This window comes from Pseudomonas sp. BF-RE-21 (assembly GCF_019947305.1).
Taxonomy (GTDB): Bacteria; Pseudomonadota; Gammaproteobacteria; order Pseudomonadales; family Pseudomonadaceae; genus Aquipseudomonas; species Aquipseudomonas migulae.
Map to the genome: position 1 here is coordinate 28,066 of NZ_JAGYGF010000052.1, position 18,895 is coordinate 46,960.

Annotated in this window: 14 protein-coding genes; 9 read left to right on the forward strand and 5 right to left on the reverse strand. The window is 62.1% G+C overall.

Going from position 1 to position 18,895, the window contains the following annotated elements; all coding sequences use genetic code 11:
- Position 1: 1 nt before the first annotated feature.
- The 3 genes from KGB25_RS24750 (at position 2) to KGB25_RS24760 (ending at position 2,718) form a co-directional block, all read left to right on the forward strand.
- Positions 2-1,267 (forward strand): ABC transporter permease, encoded by a 1,266-nt coding sequence (locus KGB25_RS24750; protein ID WP_008033758.1) that lies wholly within the window; start codon positions 2-4, stop codon positions 1,265-1,267.
- 11 nt (positions 1,268-1,278) lie between these two features.
- The gene (locus tag KGB25_RS24755) at positions 1,279-1,797 is read left to right on the forward strand and encodes a DUF3299 domain-containing protein (protein ID WP_032829112.1); all 519 of its coding nucleotides are present in this window, start codon (positions 1,279-1,281) and stop codon (positions 1,795-1,797) included.
- A 222-nt stretch (positions 1,798-2,019) separates the two neighbouring features.
- Positions 2,020-2,718, forward strand: a complete 699-nt coding sequence (locus KGB25_RS24760) for an OmpW/AlkL family protein (RefSeq protein ID WP_008042936.1) — start codon at positions 2,020-2,022, stop codon at positions 2,716-2,718.
- A 74-nt stretch (positions 2,719-2,792) separates the two neighbouring features.
- Here KGB25_RS24760 and KGB25_RS24765 read toward each other — a convergent pair whose 3' ends face one another.
- Positions 2,793-3,722, reverse strand: coding sequence for an NAD-dependent epimerase/dehydratase family protein (locus tag KGB25_RS24765; protein WP_192228078.1), 930 nt, complete (start codon positions 3,720-3,722; stop codon positions 2,793-2,795).
- On the reverse strand, positions 3,715-4,599 hold the full coding sequence (locus KGB25_RS24770; protein ID WP_032829110.1) for a sugar nucleotide-binding protein: 885 nt from the start codon (positions 4,597-4,599) through the stop codon (positions 3,715-3,717). The genes KGB25_RS24765 and KGB25_RS24770 overlap by 8 nt, the downstream gene beginning before the upstream one ends.
- Before the next feature lie 301 nt (positions 4,600-4,900).
- Here KGB25_RS24770 and KGB25_RS24775 point away from each other — a divergent pair, with 301 nt between their 5' ends.
- From KGB25_RS24775 to KGB25_RS24795, 5 genes are all read left to right on the forward strand, one after another.
- Positions 4,901-9,199, forward strand: coding sequence for a DEAD/DEAH box helicase (locus KGB25_RS24775; protein WP_223437103.1), 4,299 nt, complete (start codon positions 4,901-4,903; stop codon positions 9,197-9,199).
- A gap of 423 nt (positions 9,200-9,622) precedes the next feature.
- Positions 9,623-10,825, forward strand: a complete 1,203-nt coding sequence (locus tag KGB25_RS24780; protein WP_411740528.1) for an MFS transporter — start codon at positions 9,623-9,625, stop codon at positions 10,823-10,825.
- A gap of 274 nt (positions 10,826-11,099) precedes the next feature.
- Positions 11,100-11,897, forward strand: a complete 798-nt coding sequence (locus tag KGB25_RS24785) for an endonuclease/exonuclease/phosphatase family protein (protein ID WP_223437107.1) — start codon at positions 11,100-11,102, stop codon at positions 11,895-11,897.
- On the forward strand, positions 11,894-13,189 hold the full coding sequence (gene clsB, locus KGB25_RS24790; RefSeq protein WP_223437109.1) for a cardiolipin synthase ClsB: 1,296 nt from the start codon (positions 11,894-11,896) through the stop codon (positions 13,187-13,189). The genes KGB25_RS24785 and clsB overlap by 4 nt, the downstream gene beginning before the upstream one ends.
- Positions 13,176-14,162: a lysylphosphatidylglycerol synthase domain-containing protein gene (locus KGB25_RS24795; RefSeq protein WP_008044045.1), complete on the forward strand. Its 987-nt coding sequence runs from the start codon at positions 13,176-13,178 to the stop codon at positions 14,160-14,162. Before clsB ends, KGB25_RS24795 begins: the two co-directional genes overlap by 14 nt.
- A 104-nt stretch (positions 14,163-14,266) precedes the next feature.
- Here KGB25_RS24795 and KGB25_RS24800 read toward each other — a convergent pair whose 3' ends face one another.
- From KGB25_RS24800 to KGB25_RS24810, 3 genes are all read right to left on the reverse strand, one after another.
- The gene (locus KGB25_RS24800; protein WP_008044043.1) at positions 14,267-15,025 is read right to left on the reverse strand and encodes an alpha/beta hydrolase family protein; all 759 of its coding nucleotides are present in this window, start codon (positions 15,023-15,025) and stop codon (positions 14,267-14,269) included.
- Complete coding sequence (locus KGB25_RS24805) at positions 15,015-16,124, reverse strand: DUF3182 family protein (protein ID WP_223437111.1); 1,110 nt, start codon at positions 16,122-16,124, stop codon at positions 15,015-15,017. The genes KGB25_RS24800 and KGB25_RS24805 overlap by 11 nt, the downstream gene beginning before the upstream one ends.
- A 303-nt stretch (positions 16,125-16,427) precedes the next feature.
- The gene (locus tag KGB25_RS24810; protein ID WP_223437113.1) at positions 16,428-17,420 is read right to left on the reverse strand and encodes a GlxA family transcriptional regulator; all 993 of its coding nucleotides are present in this window, start codon (positions 17,418-17,420) and stop codon (positions 16,428-16,430) included.
- Positions 17,421-17,521: 101 nt separating this feature from the next.
- Between KGB25_RS24810 and KGB25_RS24815 the strand changes: the two genes are divergently transcribed.
- The gene (locus KGB25_RS24815; RefSeq protein ID WP_008044039.1) at positions 17,522-18,070 is read left to right on the forward strand and encodes a cysteine hydrolase family protein; all 549 of its coding nucleotides are present in this window, start codon (positions 17,522-17,524) and stop codon (positions 18,068-18,070) included.
- The last annotated feature ends 825 nt before the right edge of the window (positions 18,071-18,895 follow it).

An 18,895-nucleotide genomic window follows, 5' to 3' on the forward strand; every position in this document is an offset into this window, starting at 1 on the left:
GATGTATTTGTTTCGTCTAGCCATGGCCAGCCTGGCTAACCGCCGCTTCACCGCGATCCTGACCGCGTTCGCCATCGCCCTGTCGGTCTGCCTGCTGTTGGCCGTGGAGCGCGTGCGCACCGAAGCCAAGGCCAGTTTTGCCAGCACCATCAGCGGCACCGACCTGATCGTCGGCGCCCGCTCCGGTTCAGTGAACCTGCTGCTGTACTCGGTGTTCCGCATCGGCAATGCCACCAACAACATCCGCTGGGACAGCTTCGAGCACTTCGCCAACAACCCGAAAGTGAAGTGGGCGATCCCGATGTCGCTGGGCGATTCCCATCGCGGTTATCGGGTGATGGGCACCACCGAGGCGTACTTCGAGCATTACCAGTACGGTCATCAACAACACCTGGAACTGGCTGACGGTCGCGCCTTCGCCACCGATCCGTTCGAAGTGGTGCTCGGCGCCGAAGTGGCCGATGCACTGCACTACAAACTCGGCGACAAACTGGTGCTGGCCCACGGCGTGGCGGTGATCAGCCTGGTCAAGCACGACGACAAACCGTTCACCGTGGTCGGCATTCTCAAACGCACCGGCACCCCGGTGGACCGCACGTTGCACATCAGCCTCGGAGGTATGGAAGCGATTCACATCGACTGGCACAACGGCGTGCCGGCGCGCGGCAACGGTCGGATCAGTGCTGATCAGGCACGCAACATGGACCTGACGCCGCAAGCGATCACCGCGTTCATGCTCGGCCTCAACAGCAAGATTTCGACCTTTGCCCTGCAGCGCGAAATCAACGAATTCCGTGGCGAACCGATGCTGGCGATCCTGCCGGGCGTGGCGCTGCAAGAGTTGTGGAGTTTGATGAGCACCGCAGAAAAAGCCTTGTTCGTGGTCTCGCTGTTTGTGGTACTGACCGGGTTGATCGGCATGCTCACGGCGATTCTCACCAGCCTCAATGAACGTCGGCGCGAGATGGCGATTCTGCGTTCGGTGGGCGCGCGGCCGTGGCACATCGCGACGTTGCTGGTGCTGGAGGCGTTTGCCCTGGCGCTGTCGGGCGTGATCGCTGGCGTGGCCCTGCTTTATGTGGGCATCGCCGCTGCTCAAGGCTACGTGCAGGCCAATTACGGTCTGTTTCTGCCGCTGGCGTGGCCCAGCGAATATGAATGGACGCTGCTCGGTGGCATCCTGATCGCCGCGCTGCTGATGGGCAGCGTGCCGGCGTGGCGCGCGTATCGCCAATCCCTGGCCGATGGCCTGTCGATCCGACTATGAGGACGTTAATGATGCCCCGCGCTTTGCTTGCGCTGTTGATGCTGGTTGCCTTGCCGCTGTGGGCCGCCGAGCCGAAAGAGCTGACCTGGTCGGAAATGATCCCGCCGGACGCCGCGCCGGAAGTGCCGAACATGACACCCCTGCACGACCTCTCGCAGATGGGCAGCGCGCTGTCCGCCGAGTCGGCGCCAGCCGCGAAACAGGACATGCCCAATGCACCGGTGGTGAAGAGCCTCGACGGTCAGAGCATCCGCCTGCCGGGCTACATCGTGCCGCTGGAAGTGAGTGAAGAAGGCCGCACTACGGAGTTTCTGCTGGTGCCGTATTTCGGCGCCTGCATCCATGTACCGCCACCGCCGTCGAACCAGATCGTGCATGTGAAAAGCGAAGTCGGCGTGAAGCTGGACGAGCTGTATCAGCCTTATTGGATTGAGGGGGCGTTGCAGGTTAAAGCGTCGACCAGTGAGTTGGCGGATGCGGGGTATCAGATGGAGGCGGACAAGATTTATATCTATGAATTGCCGGAGTGAATCTGGTGTTCGCGTGTTGATTTGAAGGACGCCTTCGCGGGCAAGCCTCGCTCCTACGGGTTAGCGCCACACCTGTAGGAGCGAGGCTTGTCCGCGAAGGCGTCCTCAAAGGTTCCGCAAAAAAACAGGCCATCACCGTTTCATTGAGCTGAGTCAAAAGACCGGACCAGACCGCTCCGTACCATTGGACATCGAACATTTTTAACGTCCTCTGGAGCCTCCATGCACAAGTCCTTGCTCAGCGCCTCGCTGTTTGCCCTCGCGCTCGCAGCCCCGCTCGCCCACGCCCACGAAGCCGGCGACATCCTCCTTCGTGCCGGTGCAATCACCGTCAACCCGAAAGCCGACAGCTCCGACGTCAAAGTCGATCAAGGCCCGCTGGCAGGCACCAATCTGGGTGGCAAGGCCACCATGAGCAGCGACACCCAACTGGGTCTGAACTTCGCTTACATGCTCAACAGCCACTGGGGCATCGAGCTGCTCGCGGCCACGCCATTCGAACATGACGTGAAGCTCAAAGGCACCGTCCTGGGTGCGGCCAACGGCAAACTCGGCAGCCTGAAACACCTGCCGCCGACCTTGAGCGTCGTCTACTACCCACTGGACGGCAAGTCTGCATTCCAACCGTACGTTGGCGCCGGTATCAACTACACCTGGATCTACGACGAGCACGTCGGCAGCGAGGCCAGCGCCAATGGCTTCAGCAACTTCAAGGCAGACAACTCCTGGGGCATGGCGTTTCAGGTCGGTGCCGACTACATGATCACCGACAACATCATGCTCAACGCCCAAGTGCGTTACATCGACATCGATACCACCGCCACCGTGGAAAACAACGCCGTGGCACAGGGCACCCGTGCCAAGGTCGATGTCGACGTGGACCCGTTCATCTACATGGTGGGCCTGGGTTACAAGTTCTAAAATCGTTCACGTGGTGGGAACGAGCTGCAAAAAAAGGCGCCTTCACAGGCGCCTTTTTCTTGCTGGCGAAAAACTCAGCGCCCCAACAACCGCGCCAGACCGACACTCATCGGCGTCTGAGCCGGGCAGGAAAACCGCTCCAGCAGTCGCTGATTGTTCGCCCGCGAATGGCGGATATCACCCGAACGCGCCGGGCCGTAGCTCACTGGCGGCAGTTCACCGACCGCCACTTTCAACGCTTCCAGCATTTGCTTGAGCGTGGTCGCCTGGTTCCAGCCGACATTGACCGCACCGACTTCAACCTGCGGTTTTTCGATGGCTTGCACCAGCACATCGACCAGATCTTCGACGTAAACAAAATCCCGCGTCTGCTCGCCATCGCCAAACACGGTGATCGGCAGGCCGTTTTGCGCGCGCTCGCTGAAAATGCTGATCACCCCGGAGTACGGCGAGGACGGATCCTGGCGCGGGCCGAAGATGTTGAAGAAGCGGAAAATCACCGGCTCCAGCGCATGCTGGCGACGGTAGAAATCGAAGTAATGTTCACTGGCCAACTTGTCCGACGCATACGGCGTCAGCGGTTCCTTGGGCGTGTCTTCGTCGATCGACTGGCCTTCGCCATTGTTGCCGTAGACCGCTGCGCTGGAGGCAAACAGCACACGTTTGACGCCGCTCTGGCGCATGGCTTCGCAGACATTCAGCGAACCGATGAAATTGCTCTGGTGAGTCTTCACCGGATCATCCACCGAAGCCTGCACCGACGCCACGGCTGCCAGATGCGCGACCGCACTGCAACCGACCATTGCGCGAGCGACCAGGGCGGCATCGGCGACGTCGCCGACTATCAGCTCGACGCGAGGATTATCCAGCGCCAGGTTGCTGCGCTTGCCGGTGGACAGGTCGTCGAGAATCCGTACCGAATGGCCCTTGGCGAGCAAGGCGTCGGTCAGGTGCGAGCCGATGAAACCCGCGCCGCCGGTGATTAAAACAGGGCCGTCAGCCATGGCGATAGAACCTGTCCAGTAAGCCAGGGAGTGCCGCACGCCAGGCGCGGGGCTTGATCCCGAAGGTGTGAAGGATTTTCTTGCAGGCCAGCACCGCGTGTTGTGGCTCTTCGGCAGCGTCCGGGCGTGCGGCGTGAGCCTGGGCGGTCGGCGCTTCGATGGCCAGCGGATGCAGTGCGCGGGCTTCGGTGAGAATCGCCTGCCCCAGCGCCAGCGGCGTGGTCGCCTCGTGCCCGGCGTAGTGGTAGGTGCCCCACAGTGGCGCCGCGCAATCGAGTTGCTTGAGCACCGAAATGATCACCCGGGCCGCGTCGTCGACCGGCGTCGGGTTGCCGCGACGGTCATCGGCCATCAACAGTTCTTCCGGTTTTTCGGCACGGGACAGGAAACGCCCGAGGGTACCGTCGGGGCTGTCGTCGAGCAGCCAGCCGAACCGCAGCAGCACATGCTGCGGGCAGGTCGCGCGCACGCTTTGCTCGATGCGCCACAAGGCCTGACCACGCAGGCCCAGCGGCACCGGCTCGTCTTTTTCGCTGTAGGCGGTCGCCCGCGAGCCGTCGAACACCCGATAGCTCGAGGGTTGCAGCAGAACGATGTTGTGATGCTGGCACAGTTCGGCCAGACGCTCGATTGCACGCTCTTGCCCGGCCAGACGCGATTCACTGACCGTCTCCGCCTGGAACCAGTCGAAGTAGTAGGCGAGGTTGATCAACGCGTCCGGGCGCGTGTCGTCGAGCAGTTGCGTCAGGCTCGCGGCATCCCAGCCGTCTTGCGGTGGGCGGGGGGCGAGGAAACCGATGTCTTCCTCCGCACCGAGGCGAATCAGCGCCTGCCCAAGGGCATTTCCGCCGCCCAGTAACATAAGGCGCATTCGCATAGAGTCAGCAGGCCCAGTCTGATTGGATCAATGGCTTTATCGGCACCGCTCGCGGGCGGTGCCGTCGATAGTTGCCGGAATCGTTGCATTTTGCGGGTTTAGTGCGCAACCGTCATCCGTAAAGTGTAGATCTCCGGGATTTGTGGTGCTGCTTCGGGCCTCTTCGCGGGCAAGCCTCGCTCCTACAGAACTCGCGCACGCTCTTGTAGGAGCGAGGCTTGCCCGCGAAGAGGTCCTGAAGGCCAGCAGAGATCCCGAGCGGTACTTGCAACTTCCTCACCCCACCCGCATAAATTACTCTATGAATCTGCCCATCCCCACGGACGCGGCCATGGCAGGCTTCCACCCCGCCGTCAGCGCCTGGTTCAGCAGTACCTTCCCGACGGTCACCGCCGCCCAGGCCCGGGCGTGGCCGCTGATCCGTCAGCACCGCTCGACCCTGATCGCCGCGCCCACCGGCTCCGGCAAAACCCTCACCGCGTTTCTCGCCGTCATCGACGATCTGGTTCACCGTGGCCTGGAAACCGCAGACGGGTTGCCCAACGAAACACTGGTGGTCTACGTCTCGCCGCTCAAAGCCTTGTCCAACGACATCCAGATCAACCTGCAAAACCCGCTGGCCGGCATCACTGAACAGTTACGTGCGATGGGCCTGCCCAAGTTGCAAATCAACACCGCCGTGCGCACCGGCGACACGCCGCAAAAAGAACGCTCGGCGATGCGCAAGACCGCGCCGCACATTCTGGTGACCACTCCGGAATCCCTTTACGTGCTGCTCGGCTCCGACTCCGGCCGGCAAATGCTCGGCACCACGCGCACGGTGATCGTCGATGAGATCCATGCCATCGCCGCCAGCAAACGCGGCAGCCATCTGGCCCTGAGCCTGGAGCGTTTGCAGGCGTTATGCGCAGCACCGTTGATGCGCATCGGCCTGTCCGCCACGCAAAAACCCATCGAAGCGGTCTCACGCTTTCTGGTGGGACGTGATCGCGCATGCGAAATCATCGACATCGGCCACGCCCGTCCACGAGATTTAGGCATCGAAGTACCGCCGGTGCCGCTGTCGGCGGTGATGGCCAACGATGTGTGGGAATTGGTCTACGACCGCCTCGCCGTCCTCGCCCGCGAACACCGCACCACGCTGATTTTCGTCAACACCCGACGCTTGGCCGAACGCTTGAGCCGGCATTTGAGCGAACGTCTCGGCAAGGAAGCAGTCGCAGCCCACCACGGCAGCCTGGCCAAGGAGTTTCGCCTCGATGCCGAACAACGACTCAAGTGCGGCGACCTGCAAGTACTGATCGCCACGGCGTCGCTGGAACTGGGGATCGATATCGGCGATGTCGACCTGGTCTGCCAGATTGCCTCGCCGCGCTCGATTGCCGGGTTTCTGCAACGGGTCGGCCGCTCCGGCCACCAGGTCGGCGGCACGCCCAAGGGCCGATTGTTCGCCACCACCCGCGACGATTTGATCGAATGCACCGCCCTGCTCGACTGCGTGCGCCGGGGTGAACTCGATACTTTGCAGATTCCTCAAGCGCCGCTGGACGTACTGGCCCAGCAGATCATCGCCGAGGTCAGTTGCCAGGAATGGCCGGAGCACGCGCTGCTGGAGATGTTCCGCAATGCTTCGCCCTACGCTGACCTCGACGAAACACATTATCAGGCGCTGCTGCAGATGCTCGCCGAAGGCTACAACGGTCGCCAGGGCATCCGCAGCGCGTACCTGCACCGCGACGCCGTGACGCGTACGTTGCGCGGTCGGCGCGGCAGCAAACTGACCGCCGTGACCAGCGGCGGCACCATCCCGGACAACGCCGACTACAGCGTGCTGCTGGAACCGCAAGGGCTGAACATCGGCAGCGTCAACGAAGACTTCGCCGTGGAAAGCATCGCCGGCGATGTCTTTCAGTTGGGCAATACCTCGTACCGAATCCTGCGGGTCGAAACCGGCAAGGTCCGGGTCGAAGATGCGCACGGCCAGCCGCCGACCATTCCGTTCTGGCTCGGTGAAGCGCCGGGGCGCAGCGCGGAGTTGTCCTTCGCCGTGGCGCGCCTGCAAGCGCAACTCGACGACCTGCTCGGCGCCACGCCCGGCAACTTGCAACCGGCCCTCGACTGGCTGACCGAGACCCTCGGCCTGAACCTCGACAGCGCCGGACAACTGGTGGATTACCTCGCCCGCGCACGCCTGACATTGGGCGCCCTGCCCTCGCAGGACACGCTGCTGATGGAGCGCTTTTTCGATGAGTCCGGCGGCACGCAACTGATCATCCACACGCCCTTCGGCAGCCGCATCAACCGCGCCTGGGGCCTGGCCCTGCGCAAGCGTTTCTGCCGTACCTTCAACTTCGAATTGCAGGCCGCCGCCAGCGAAGATGCGATTGTGTTGTCGCTCTCTACCAGCCACAGTTTTGAGCTCGATGAGGTCTGGCGCTACCTGCACAGCAACAGCGCCGAACACCTGCTGATTCAAGCGGTGCTCGATGCGCCGCTGTTCGGTGTGCGCTGGCGCTGGAATGCCGGCGTCGCATTGGCGTTGCCGCGCTACAGCGGCGGGCGCAAAGTCCCCCCGCAGATTCAGCGGATGAAAAGCGAAGACCTGATCGCCAGCGTGTTTCCCGACCAGATCGCCTGCGTGGAAAACCTCGCTGGCGAACGGGAGATTCCCGATCATCCACTGGTGGAACAGACCCTCGACGATTGCCTCCACGAAGCCATGGACTGCGAAGGCTGGCTGACGTTGTTGCGGCGCATGGAACGCGGCGACGTTCGCCTGATCAGTCGCGACCTGCCGGCGCCCTCGCCGCTGGCCGCCGAAATTCTCAGCGCCCGGCCTTACACCTTTCTCGACGACGCGCCGCTGGAAGAGCGCCGCACCCAAGCCGTGGTCAACCGGCGCTGGACCGACCCGCAGTCCACCGACGACCTCGGCGCGCTGGATGCCGAGGCCATTCAAGCGGTGCGCGATGAGGCCTGGCCGACGCCGACCAATGCCGATGAAATGCACGAGACGTTAATGAGCCTCGCGTGCATTGCCGATGCCGAGGCGCAGGCCAATGCGCAGTGGATTGATTGGTTGAATGCCCTTGCCGAGAGCGGTCGCGCCAGTCGTTTGCAGATCGATGCCGGGCAATCGCTGTGGCTGGCGGTGGAACGGCTGACATGCCTGCGCGCCATTTATCCACAGGCAAATTTGTCGCCACCGCTGGAGGCGCTACCGGGGTTCGATGACGCCTGGGAAGCAGACGAAGCGGTGCTGGAAGTTATCCGCGCACGGCTCAGCGCTTTTGGTCCGTTGCCGCTGAGCGCGATTGCCGAACCTCTGGGATTACCTGCGACTCACGTCACCCAGGCACTCGCGCAACTGGAACGCGAAGGGTATGTGCTGCGCGGTCACTTCACCCCCGGCGCCGATCAGGAAGAATGGTGCGAGCGGCATCTGCTGGCGCGAATTCATCGCTACACGGTCAAGCGTCTGCGGCGAGAAATCGAGCCGGTGGCGTTGCAGGATTTCATGCGATTCCTGTTCGACTGGCAGCATCTTTCTGCCTCGACTCAAGGCCAGGGCAATGCGGTGCTGCCCGCCATCGTCGCTCAGTTCGAAGGCTATCCCGCCGCCGCTTCAGCCTGGGACAGCGACATTCTTGCGGCACGGATCAAAGGCTATTCGGCGAGTTGGCTGGATGACCTGTGCCGCAGCGGCAAACTGGTCTGGACCCGCCTGACCGCACACAACAAAAGCGCCAGCACGGCGCTGCGCAGCACACCAATCGTATTGCTGCCGCGCAGCCAGGTCGGGTTGTGGAGCGGTCTGACCGAACAGACGCCGGTGAGCGACCTGTCGCCCAAAACCCAAAAGGTTTACCAAGCCCTCAGCCAACATGGCGCGCTGTTTTTCGATGAGCTGATTCACGAGGCGCATCTGCTGCGCTCGGAGCTGGAAATCGCCTTGCAGGAACTGGTCGGCGCCGGGCTGGTGAACGCCGACAGTTTTGCCGGTTTGCGGGCGCTGATCACGCCGGCCAGTAAACGGCAGAATCGCAGCAGCCGACGCGGGCGCGGAGCGTTTATCGGAGGCATGGATGACGCCGGACGCTGGGCCTTGCTTCGACGCGGGGCGCCATCGCCAGCGATGGACAACAAACATCCAACGCCGAGCGACACTCTGGAACACATCGTCATGACCTTGCTGCGCCGCTACGGCGTGGTGTTCTGGCGCCTGCTGGAACGCGAAGCAGACTGGTTGCCGAACTGGCGCGAATTGCTGCGCACGTTCCATCGGCTGGAGGCTCGCGGTGAGATTCGCGGCGGGCGGTTTGTCAGTGGTTTGGCCGGTGAACAGTTCGCCTTGCCCGAGGCGATTCCGTTGCTGCGCGAAGTGCGGCGGCGGGCGCATGACGGGAGCCTGATTGCCGTGTGCGGGGTTGATCCGCTGAACCTCGCCGGCACGCTGCTACCCGGTGCGAAAGTGCCGGCGCTGACGAGTAATCGGTTGGTGTACCGCGATGGTTTGCCGGTGGCTGCCGAGATCGCTGGCCAGCAGGTTTTCTGGGTGGAATCGACGAGTGAAATACGCAACAAACTGATCCGGCATTGATGCTGTCCGGGCCGGCCTCTTCGCTGGCAAGCCAGCTCCTACAGGTCCGGTGCCACATAAAAAGCCTGGATTACACGCAACCCTTGTAGGAGCCGGCTTGCCGGCGATGAGGCCCTCAAAAACGGCGGCGCATATGAGGCCGCCATCGCTGGCAAGCCAGCGCCTACAGGTCCGGTGCCACATAAAAACCCCGGACTACACACAACCCCTGTAGGAGCCGGCTTGCCGGCGATGAGGCCCTCAAAAACGGCGGCGTATATGAGGCCGCCTTCGCCAGCAAGCCAGCTCCTACAGGGGACCGTGTGTTTCTGTGGGAGTGATATTTGCGTTCAGGGCAAATATCAAATGCCGATACCTCTATTTTTCCGCACAACCCAATCCCCGACACTGCGCTCCATCAATCAACCCACCGGAGTTGCAGCCATGCCCATTGCCTTGCTCGCGCTGACCCTCAGCGCCTTCGCCATCGGGACGACCGAGTTCGTCATCGTTGGCCTGTTACCCACTATCGGCACCGACCTCGGCGTCAGCCTGCCGTCCGCCGGCCTGCTGGTCAGCCTCTATGCCCTGGGCGTTGCCATCGGTGCCCCGGTGCTGACCGCCCTCACCGGCAAAGTCCCGCGCAAAATGCTGCTGTTGTCGCTGATGGTGCTGTTCACCCTTGGCAACCTGCTGGCGTGGAAAGCACCGAGCTACGAATCGCTGATCATTGCGCGAATCGTCACCGGCCTGGCCCACGGGGTGTTTTTCTCGATTGGCTCGACCATAGCCACCAGCCTCGTGCCGAAGGAAAAAGCCGCCAGCGCGATTGCGATCATGTTCACCGGCCTGACGGTGGCGCTGGTCACCGGCGTACCGTTGGGGACGTTCATCGGTCAGCATTTCGGCTGGCGTGAAACCTTCCTCGCTGTCTCTGCTTTGGGTGTGATTGCGTTCATCGGCAGCCTGCTCTACGTGCCGAAAAACATCACCCACAGCAAACCCGCTTCGCTGCTGGAACAGTTGCAGGTCCTCAAGCAACCGCGCCTGCTGCTGGTGTATGCCATGACGGCAGTCGGTTACGGCGGTTCGTTCATCGCCTTCACGTTCCTAGCGCCGATTCTTCAAGACATTTCTGGTTTCAGCGCCGGCACCGTCAGCCTGGTGTTGCTGGTGTACGGCATCTCGGTGGCCGTCGGTAACATCTGGGGCGGCAAACTGGCCGACAAACGCGGCCCGATCAAAGCCCTGAAAATCATCTTCGCCCTGCTCGCTGCTGTGTTGTTCGTGTTGACCTTCACCGCCGGCAACCCGTGGCTGGCGCTGGCCACCGTGCTGGTCTGGGGCGCGGTCGCTTTCGGCAACGTGCCGGGCTTGCAGGTGTATGTGGTGCGTCAGGCCGAACATCACACGCCGAATGCGGTGGACGTGGCTTCCGGCCTGAACATCGCGGCGTTCAACCTCGGCATTGCCGGTGGCGCGTGGGGCGGTGGTTTGATCGTCGCCCACATGGGCCTGATCCATACCGCGTGGATCGGTGGTCTGGTGGTGTTGGTGGCGCTGGCGCTGACTGCATGGAGCGGTCGCCTCGATCGCCTCGGCCCGGTGTACGCCGCGAGTTCAACCCGCATAGTCGCCGGTCACTGATCCCCCTGTAGGAGCCAGCTTGCTGGCGATAGCGGCGGCACATTCAACATTGATGTGACTGACACACCGCTATCGCCGGCAAGCCGGCTCCTACAGGTTTAGCCCTCCTACCGTCTGTAGTCCCGTCGAAACTTTCTCGCTTGCCCCGCAGTCATCAAAAGACAGGGGCAACCGGGGACCCTCAGACGGGAGGCGACATGGCGGCGATTCACAGCGGTATTTCAGCTTGGCGCTTCTTTGCCTCCGGCGAGCCTGCGGCACAAGGCGTGCTGCCATGAACCGCGCCGAGCAGTTCAACCCCGACGATGACTCGTCAGGAACCGTGAACGCCGTACGCCGCTTCACCGTGCTGACGGTCAACACGCACAAGGGTTTCACCGCGCTCAACCGGCGTTTCATCCTGCCGGAATTGCGCGAAGCAGTGCGCAGCGTGTCCGCCGACGTGGTGTTTTTGCAGGAAGTCCACGGCACCCACGAGCACCATCTCCAGCGTTACAGCAATTGGCCGACGATGCCGCAGTACGAATTCCTCGCCGACACGCTGTGGCCGCAATTCGCCTACGGACGCAACGCGGTGTACCCGGCAGGCGATCACGGCAATGCACTGTTGTCGAAATTCCAGATCATTCGCCACGACAACCTCGACGTGTCCATCAGCGGACACGAAAACCGCGGCATCCTGCATTGCGTATTGCGCTTGCCCGTCGATGGCCCGGAGGTGCACGCGATTTGCGTCCATTTGGGGCTGCGTGAAACCCATCGCAATGAACAGCTGAAGCTGCTGACCCAACGCCTCGCAGAATTGCCGAGCGACGCGCCGGTGATTGTCGCCGGTGACTTCAACGACTGGCGTCAGCGCGCCGACGCAATGCTCAAGCCCTGTGGTTTGCGCGAGGTTTTCGCCGAACTCCACGGCAAACCGGCGCGCAGTTTTCCGGCGCGCTTGCCTGCCTTGCGCCTGGACCGCATCTACGTGCGCAACCTCAAGGCCAGCCATCCGCAAGTCCTGGCGGCGCGGCCCTGGTCCCACCTTTCCGACCACGCACCACTATCGGTGGAGATCGAGCTATGAGCAGCGCACCGATGGAAAAAACCACCGTGGATCACGTACCCACCAACCCGCCGGTGCGCGAACCCGGCGTGGTCGACGTTGAATACGGTTGGCAGGGCAACAACCGGGTGGAACTGCTGGAAAACGGCGAAGAATATTTCCCGCGGGTGTTCGAAGCCATGCGCCAGGCCAAGACTGAAATCCTCCTGGAAACCTTCATCGTTTTCGAGGACAAGGTCGGCGAAGAGCTGCAGCACGTGCTGATCGACGCGGCTCAACGCGGCGTGCGGGTGACCGCCAGTCTCGACGGGTTTGGTTGTGGCGAGTTGAGCACCGATTACCTCACCGCGTTGAGCGAGGCCGGCGTGCACCTGCAAATATTTGACCCGGCACCGAAGCGTCTGGGTATCCGCACCAACTGGTTCCGGCGCCTGCACCGCAAGATCGTGGTGGTCGACGGCACGATTGCGTTCATCGGCGGGATCAACTTTTCCGCCGACCATCTGGCCGACTTCGGCCCCGAGGCCAAACAGGATTACTCGGTTGAAGTGCAAGGCCCGGCGGTGACCGACATTCATCATTTCGCCCTGCTGCAAAGCGGTCGCCCGGCCCGCGCCAAATACTGGTGGCAACGCCGGCGGCAGCGGCGCTCGGAACTGGCGTTCAACGATCACGATGGCCAGGTCCGTTTGGTGTACCGCGACAACGGAGATCATCAATCCGATATCGAAGAGGTTTATCGACATGTCCTGCGCAGCGCCCAGCGTCGCGTGGTGATTGCCAACGCCTATTTCTTTCCCGGTTATCGCTTGCTGCGCGAGATACGCAACGCCGCGCGGCGAGGCGTCGAGGTGCGACTGATCCTGCAAGGCCAGCCGGACATGAGGGTGGCCAAACTGGCCGCGCGCATGACCTATGACTACCTGCTCAAATCCGGGGTGCAGATTCACGAATATTGCGAGCGCCCGCTGCACGGCAAAGTCGCGCTGGTGGACGAAGACTGGAGCACCGTCGGCTCGAGCAACCTCGACCCGCTGAGCCTGGCGATGAACCTGGAAGCCAATGTGCTGATCCGCGATCGCGCCTTCAACCGCGATTTGTTCGAACGCCTCGAGAGGCTGAGCGACAACCACTGCAAAGCCATGTGTGCGGACACATCCCCACGCGGACGGGTCTGGCACATGACCGTCGGCTTTCTGGTGTTTCACTTCCTGCGGCACTTCCCGGCGTGGGCCGGTTGGCTGCCGGCACACAAGCCACGCCTGAAGCCCTTCACCCACCTCGCCGGGGGCGATCACCATGAACCGCGCTGAAACCCATTCGGCGCCTCACGCCGACAGCCCGCACAAGTCGCATTGGAGTCGCTGGAAAAAACCGCTGACGATGCTGTTTTTCCTGGCGCTGATTGTCCTGTTCACGATGCTGGCCCAACGCATCGAATGGAACGAGGTGTTCGACACCCTCGCCGATTTCAAGGTGCGCACGCTGATCATCGCCTCCGGGCTGACGCTGGTGAGTTTTCTGGTGTACGCCTGTTTCGACCTGATTGGCCGCACCTATATTCGTCAGGACCTGACCTGGAAACAGATCCTGCCAGTGGGGATCATCAGCTACGCATTCAACCTCAACCTGAGTGCCTGGGTCGGCGGCATTGCCATGCGCTATCGGCTTTACTCGCGGCTCGGCGTGAGCAAAAGCAACATCGCAAAAATCCTCGGCCTGAGCCTGGCGACCAACTGGTTCGGCTACATGGTGATTGCCGGCGCGATGTTCAGCAGCGGGCTGGTGCGCATGCCTCCGGGCTGGAAACTCAGCAGTGGTGCGTTGCAGGGCGTGGGGGTTCTGTTGCTGTTGGTGAGCGCGGGTTACCTGGCAGCCTGTCAGTATTCCAAGCGGCGGGAGTGGGCGATTCGCGGCGTCGAAATCAACCTGCCGTCCCTGCGCATGGCGGTGTTGCAACTGGCGCTCGGGGCGCTGAACTGGTCGCTGATGGCGGCGGTGATCTTCACCCTTCTGCCGAGCAAGCTGGATTATCCGCTGGTGCTTGGCGTGTTGTTGATCAGCGCGATTGCCGGGGTGATCACGCACATTCCGGCGGGGCTCGGTGTATTGGAGGCGGTGTTTGTGGCGTTGCTGCAGCATGAGGCTTCGCGGGGGAGCCTGGTGGCGGGGTTGCTGGCGTATCGGGCGATTTATTTCATCTTGCCGTTGTTGATTACGTTGGTGATGTATTTGATTGTGGAGGCCAAGGCCAAGTCGTTGCGGATTGCGAAGAAACCCAAATGATCGGGGTGATAGTGAGGACGCCTTCGCGGGCAAGCCTCGCTCCTACGGGGTTCGCGCGCTTCCTGTAGGAGCGAGGCTTGCCCGCGAAGAATCCACCGCCGCTCTTACGTCGACTGGATAATGCTCAACCGCTCACCCACCACCATCTCGGTAATCCAGTCCACCAGGATCGAGGTATACGCCTGCTGCGAAACCGGCTCGCTCAATGCGTGATCGGCGCCGTCGATGATGCGGTGGGTCAGCGAGTGCGTCTGCTGACACGCCGCCCGGTAACTCATGATGGTCGCGTGGGGCACATAGTCGTCCGTCTCGGACTCCACCAGCAGCACATCCCCGGTAAATTGCGAACAGGCATGCAACGCGCGATTGCTGTCGGCGCGCACCAGCGTGCTGCGGTAATCACGCAAATCGAGCTTGTCCAGTTCGCGCTTGGGCGCGTGCCATTGCTCATCGCGATACAACGCCGGCACCCGCAGCGCCAGCCAGCGCACGGGGCGCAATGAGGTCAGAATCGCAGCCAGATAGCCGCCATAACTGGTGCCGACCACGGCAATCGCCGAGGTGTCGAGCGCCGGATGCGCGAGCAATCGATCGTACGCCGCCAGCAGGTCTCGCAGATTGTCTTCGCGGGAAACCCGCGTCAGTGGAATGCCGGTGCCGCCGGTGTGCCCGCGCAAGTCGAACGTCAGGCACACGCAGCCCAGACCTGCGATGCCTTTGGCCCGTTCAAGATCACGCTCCTGACTGCCGCCCCAACCGTGCACGAAGAGCACGCCGGGGACCTTCGATTTGGGGCTGAGAAAAGTCCCGCTCATCTGTTCATCGTCGATGTCGATCTGAATGGTTTCGCTTCTAGCCGTCATAGGATTTGACCGTTACGTACTTGAGGAGAAATTCACTGTTGTGCGCCGGCCCGCGGTACACCTCGATGGCGTCCGCCGGCAGCGCTTGATCGATGTAGGTTTCTACCGAGGACACACGAATCGCGCTCATCTGCGGGTCGTTGACGAAGCTCTGCAACGCCGCCACTTCGGCGCTGCTGGCACCGCCCATGCGCCAGGACTGTTCAAGCACGCCGCTGCGCTGTGTGCCGTTACTGTCCAGGCCTTGCGCGATGTCATAGTTGCGCCGCGAGGCATAGAAACCGGGATAGGCCTCGTCCGCCGCACGGTCGAACACCTGCGCTTGCCGGATGGCCAGCCGCACGTCGTCGGGCAGTTGCAGTTCGAGCAGCTCGTCGTAGCCGCCCTGCACCACGAGCAGATTGGAACCGCCATAAACCTGCTCGCCATGACCGTCTGCGGTCAGGTACTGATCACCGCAGTAACTCAACACTGTGCCGCCGATGAAGCTTTGGCCGACGCTGTGGGTCACCACCTCGGTCAGGTCTTGCTCCAACACCACACCTTCGGTGAATAGTACCTTGGCATCGGGTCTGCCGAGGATCGCATCGAATTGGTCGAGGTTCTGGATCACCTCCTGACCGCGTCCGGCGCAGGCATGGATCGGTTTCAGGCGAATCGGTCCGCTATCGAGCAAATGCTCCGCCGCAGGCCGAGCATCGCCGAGGGAGAACACGCTGAGACCCTCGAGCACCACGTTGCGCACCCGTTCGCAAAACAACGGCGACCAGCCGTACGGGGCAAAAGCGTTTTTGTTGCGCAAGCCGTGGCTGATGGCTTTGGTGCAGATGAAATCATGCTCGACATAGCCGCCCCACAAATCCTCCGGACCCTTGACGCCCAATTGCCGCGCGGCCGCAGCGCCGACAATGGTTTGTGTCGGCAGCAGATAAAGATCGCGACCGCTGTGGTGTTCGGGGTCGTAGCTGCCGCCGAATTTGAACCCGAGAACCTGCGCCAGCCAACGGGCCAATGCGTGATTGGTTTCGACTTCGTGCTGTGGTGCGTCGGGCCGCACCGAATGGGCGACCACCAGTTTCTTGCGGTTTGTTGGGGTCATGCGTCCCCCTTCAATCGGCGCTTGATGAATGTAGTTGTAGGGGTGCAGAGATCAGGCCAACGGCGGCTGATTTGAAATAATCGGCAATTCAATCAGTTGCCGAATCGGTGATGGCACTGAGCCTGTCTCATTCTGCACGACGGCCATTTCGCTCCCGGCATTTTGCACGACCCAAGCCTTGCAAAGATCAAACTGTGGGAGCGAGCCTGCTCGCGAAAGCGACCTTTCAGGCGACATAGATGCTGACCGTCACGGCCTCTTCGCGAGCAGGCTCGCTCCCACAGGGGATTTCTGGCGTTGCGACTATCGGGCTGCGGCGGTCGGCGAAACTCCAAACCGCGTCCGATAATCACTCGGCGCCAGCCCGGTAATTTTCTTGAACGTCGCACGGAAGGCACTCGGGTCCTGATAACCGACGGTCCAGGCAATGTGGTCGATGGTGCCGTTGGTGAATTCAAGCATTTCCCGGGCCTTGCCGACCCGCAGGTGCTGGCAATACTCGGTGGGTTTAAGCCCGGTTGCAGCACGAAATCTGCGCAGGAAGGTGCGTTCTTCCAGCCCTGCCCGTTCAGCCATGGTCGCCAGCGACACATCGGTCGCGCCGGTGCTTTGCAGCCAATGCTGTACCTTGAGAATCGAGGCGTCGCCGTGGCTGAGAATCGGTGAAAAGTTGCTGCCACATTCACTCGCACTGTCGCTGTGTTCCACCACCAGAAACCGCGCAGTGCCGGTGGCGATGCTCGGCCCCAGCAATCGGTCGACCAGACGCAAACCCAGCTCGGACCAGGCCATCAACCCGGCGGTGGTGATCAAGTCGCCGTCATCGACGATCGGCGTATCGGCCTTGAGCTTGATCGCCGGATAACGCTCGGCGAACGCCTTGGCCGACGTCCAGTGGGTGGTGGCGCTGCGGCCGTCGAGCAGGCCGCTCTCAGCCAATAGAATCGAGCCCACACAAACGCCGCCGAGGGTCGCGCCTTGTGCGTGCTGCTGACGAATCCAGCGCAGCAAGCCTTGCGGCGCCTGGCCTTCGGAAAAACCGCCAATCGACGGCGGGATCAACACCGCCACCAATGCACCGTCCGGCGCGGGATGGCTGTCGTAGACACGTTTGGGGGGCTGATCGCCATCGACCTGCCAATGGCTGACCCGCAACAGCGGCAACTGCGCCGCTTGATAGTCAGCGGCAATCCGGTTCGCCACCCCGAACAAGTCGGTCAGCCCGTGCACCGCCGCCATCTGCGCGCCGGGATAAATCAGCACACCCAGCTCGGCGATTGCCCTTTGTGCGTCCATTGTCAGTTTTCCCCCTTCTATTGTCGGTGCGGCCAATCCTCGGACGGTCCGCCAGAGCCAATACTTCATTCCACACCAACACACACTTCGAGGAAACAGTCATGGCCAAGCAAGCACTCATCGTAGTTGATATCCAAAACGACTACTTCCCCCAGGGCAAGTGGCCGCTGGTTGGCGCGGACGCGGCTGCGGATAACGCCGTACGCCTGCTCAAAGCCTTTCGCGATGCCGGTGATTCGGTGGTGCACATTCGCCACGAGTTCACTTCCGACGAAGCGCCCTTCTTCACCCCGGGCTCCGAGGGCGCGAAGCTGCACCCCAAAGTCCTGAACCGCGCCGACGAGCCGGTGGTGCTCAAGCACTTCGTCAACTCGTTCCGCGAAACTGAACTGCAGTCAATTCTCGACGAGCAAGGTATCAAGGAGTTGGTGGTGGTTGGCAGCATGAGCCACATGTGCGTCGACGGCATTACCCGTGCGGCCGCCGACATGGGTTACGCCGTCACTGTCATTCATGACGCCTGTGCCTCGCGGGATCTGGAGTTCAACGGACTTACGGTTCCGGCGGCCCATGTTCATGCCGCGTTCATGTCGGCGTTGGGTTTTGCCTATGCTCGTGTGGTGTCTACTGGCGAGTTTCTGGCTGGGTGAGGTGAGGTGAGCTGAGCTGAGCTGAGCTGAGTACATATCCGTTGCTGCGGTAACGGCTGCTATTGGTTTCGCTCTTACAGCGAGTCACTTTCGAAAAGCGCGAAAGTAACCAAAGCGCTTCTGCCCCTTTCGTTCGGTGCCTCGCTAAGGCTCGGCATACCCTCGCTCCGGTCCTGCTCCGCGGGCCCGCCGCCATCGGCCATCCCTGGCCGGGGGCGGCTAACCCGGCATCCATGCCGGGTTGCCCACTACGCAGAACCTCCACTCGGCCTCTCGAGGGGGCGACTACCGCCACAGCCGCCGAGGCGGCCTGAAAGCCGACCTGGCTCTTCAGTTGTCCGCGTTGTCCTTCTTTGATGCGTTCACTCATTCCGGACATGTGCACCACTCCCCTGTAGGAGCCGGCTTGCTGGCGATGGCGTCCGTCCAGCCAATACAAACGTCGACTGATCCACCGCTATCGCCAGCAAGCCGGCTCCTACACGGGGATTGGGTTCACACGATTCAAAATTGTAGGAGCTGGCTTGCCGGCGATGGACGTCAACGATAACACGGGCTGCCTGAATGAACGCGGTGTCCGGGCGTTTTTCGCCGGCAAGCCGGCTCCTACAGGGAATCGCGTGTGCTTTTGATTTCCACCACTCATCAGGCCGAGCGTTAGCTCGCCTTCAGCTTTTGATCTGGACGCACCGCCCCCTCGAGAGGCCGAGCGCAGGTTCTGCGCAGTGGGCAACCCGGCATGGATGCCGGGTTAGCCGCGCACGGCCAGGGATGGCCGATCGCGGCGGGCCCACGGAGCAGGACCGGAGCGAGGGCATGGCGAGC

What these genes read in the sequence shown, in the direction of transcription:
- KGB25_RS24750 (WP_008033758.1), top strand. Translation starts at nt 2, where the DNA reads ATGTATTTGTTTCGTCTAGCCATGGCCAGCCTGGCTAACCGCCGCTTC.
- KGB25_RS24755 (WP_032829112.1), top strand. Translation starts at nt 1,279, where the DNA reads ATGCCCCGCGCTTTGCTTGCGCTGTTGATGCTGGTTGCCTTGCCGCTG.
- KGB25_RS24760 (WP_008042936.1), top strand. Translation starts at nt 2,020, where the DNA reads ATGCACAAGTCCTTGCTCAGCGCCTCGCTGTTTGCCCTCGCGCTCGCA.
- KGB25_RS24765 (WP_192228078.1), bottom strand. Translation starts at nt 3,722, where the DNA reads ATGGCTGACGGCCCTGTTTTAATCACCGGCGGCGCGGGTTTCATCGGC.
- KGB25_RS24770 (WP_032829110.1), bottom strand. Translation starts at nt 4,599, where the DNA reads ATGCGAATGCGCCTTATGTTACTGGGCGGCGGAAATGCCCTTGGGCAG.
- KGB25_RS24775 (WP_223437103.1), top strand. Translation starts at nt 4,901, where the DNA reads ATGAATCTGCCCATCCCCACGGACGCGGCCATGGCAGGCTTCCACCCC.
- KGB25_RS24780 (WP_411740528.1), top strand. Translation starts at nt 9,623, where the DNA reads ATGCCCATTGCCTTGCTCGCGCTGACCCTCAGCGCCTTCGCCATCGGG.
- KGB25_RS24785 (WP_223437107.1), top strand. Translation starts at nt 11,100, where the DNA reads ATGAACCGCGCCGAGCAGTTCAACCCCGACGATGACTCGTCAGGAACC.
- clsB (WP_223437109.1), top strand. Translation starts at nt 11,894, where the DNA reads ATGAGCAGCGCACCGATGGAAAAAACCACCGTGGATCACGTACCCACC.
- KGB25_RS24795 (WP_008044045.1), top strand. Translation starts at nt 13,176, where the DNA reads ATGAACCGCGCTGAAACCCATTCGGCGCCTCACGCCGACAGCCCGCAC.
- KGB25_RS24800 (WP_008044043.1), bottom strand. Translation starts at nt 15,025, where the DNA reads ATGACGGCTAGAAGCGAAACCATTCAGATCGACATCGACGATGAACAG.
- KGB25_RS24805 (WP_223437111.1), bottom strand. Translation starts at nt 16,124, where the DNA reads ATGACCCCAACAAACCGCAAGAAACTGGTGGTCGCCCATTCGGTGCGG.
- KGB25_RS24810 (WP_223437113.1), bottom strand. Translation starts at nt 17,420, where the DNA reads ATGGACGCACAAAGGGCAATCGCCGAGCTGGGTGTGCTGATTTATCCC.
- KGB25_RS24815 (WP_008044039.1), top strand. Translation starts at nt 17,522, where the DNA reads ATGGCCAAGCAAGCACTCATCGTAGTTGATATCCAAAACGACTACTTC.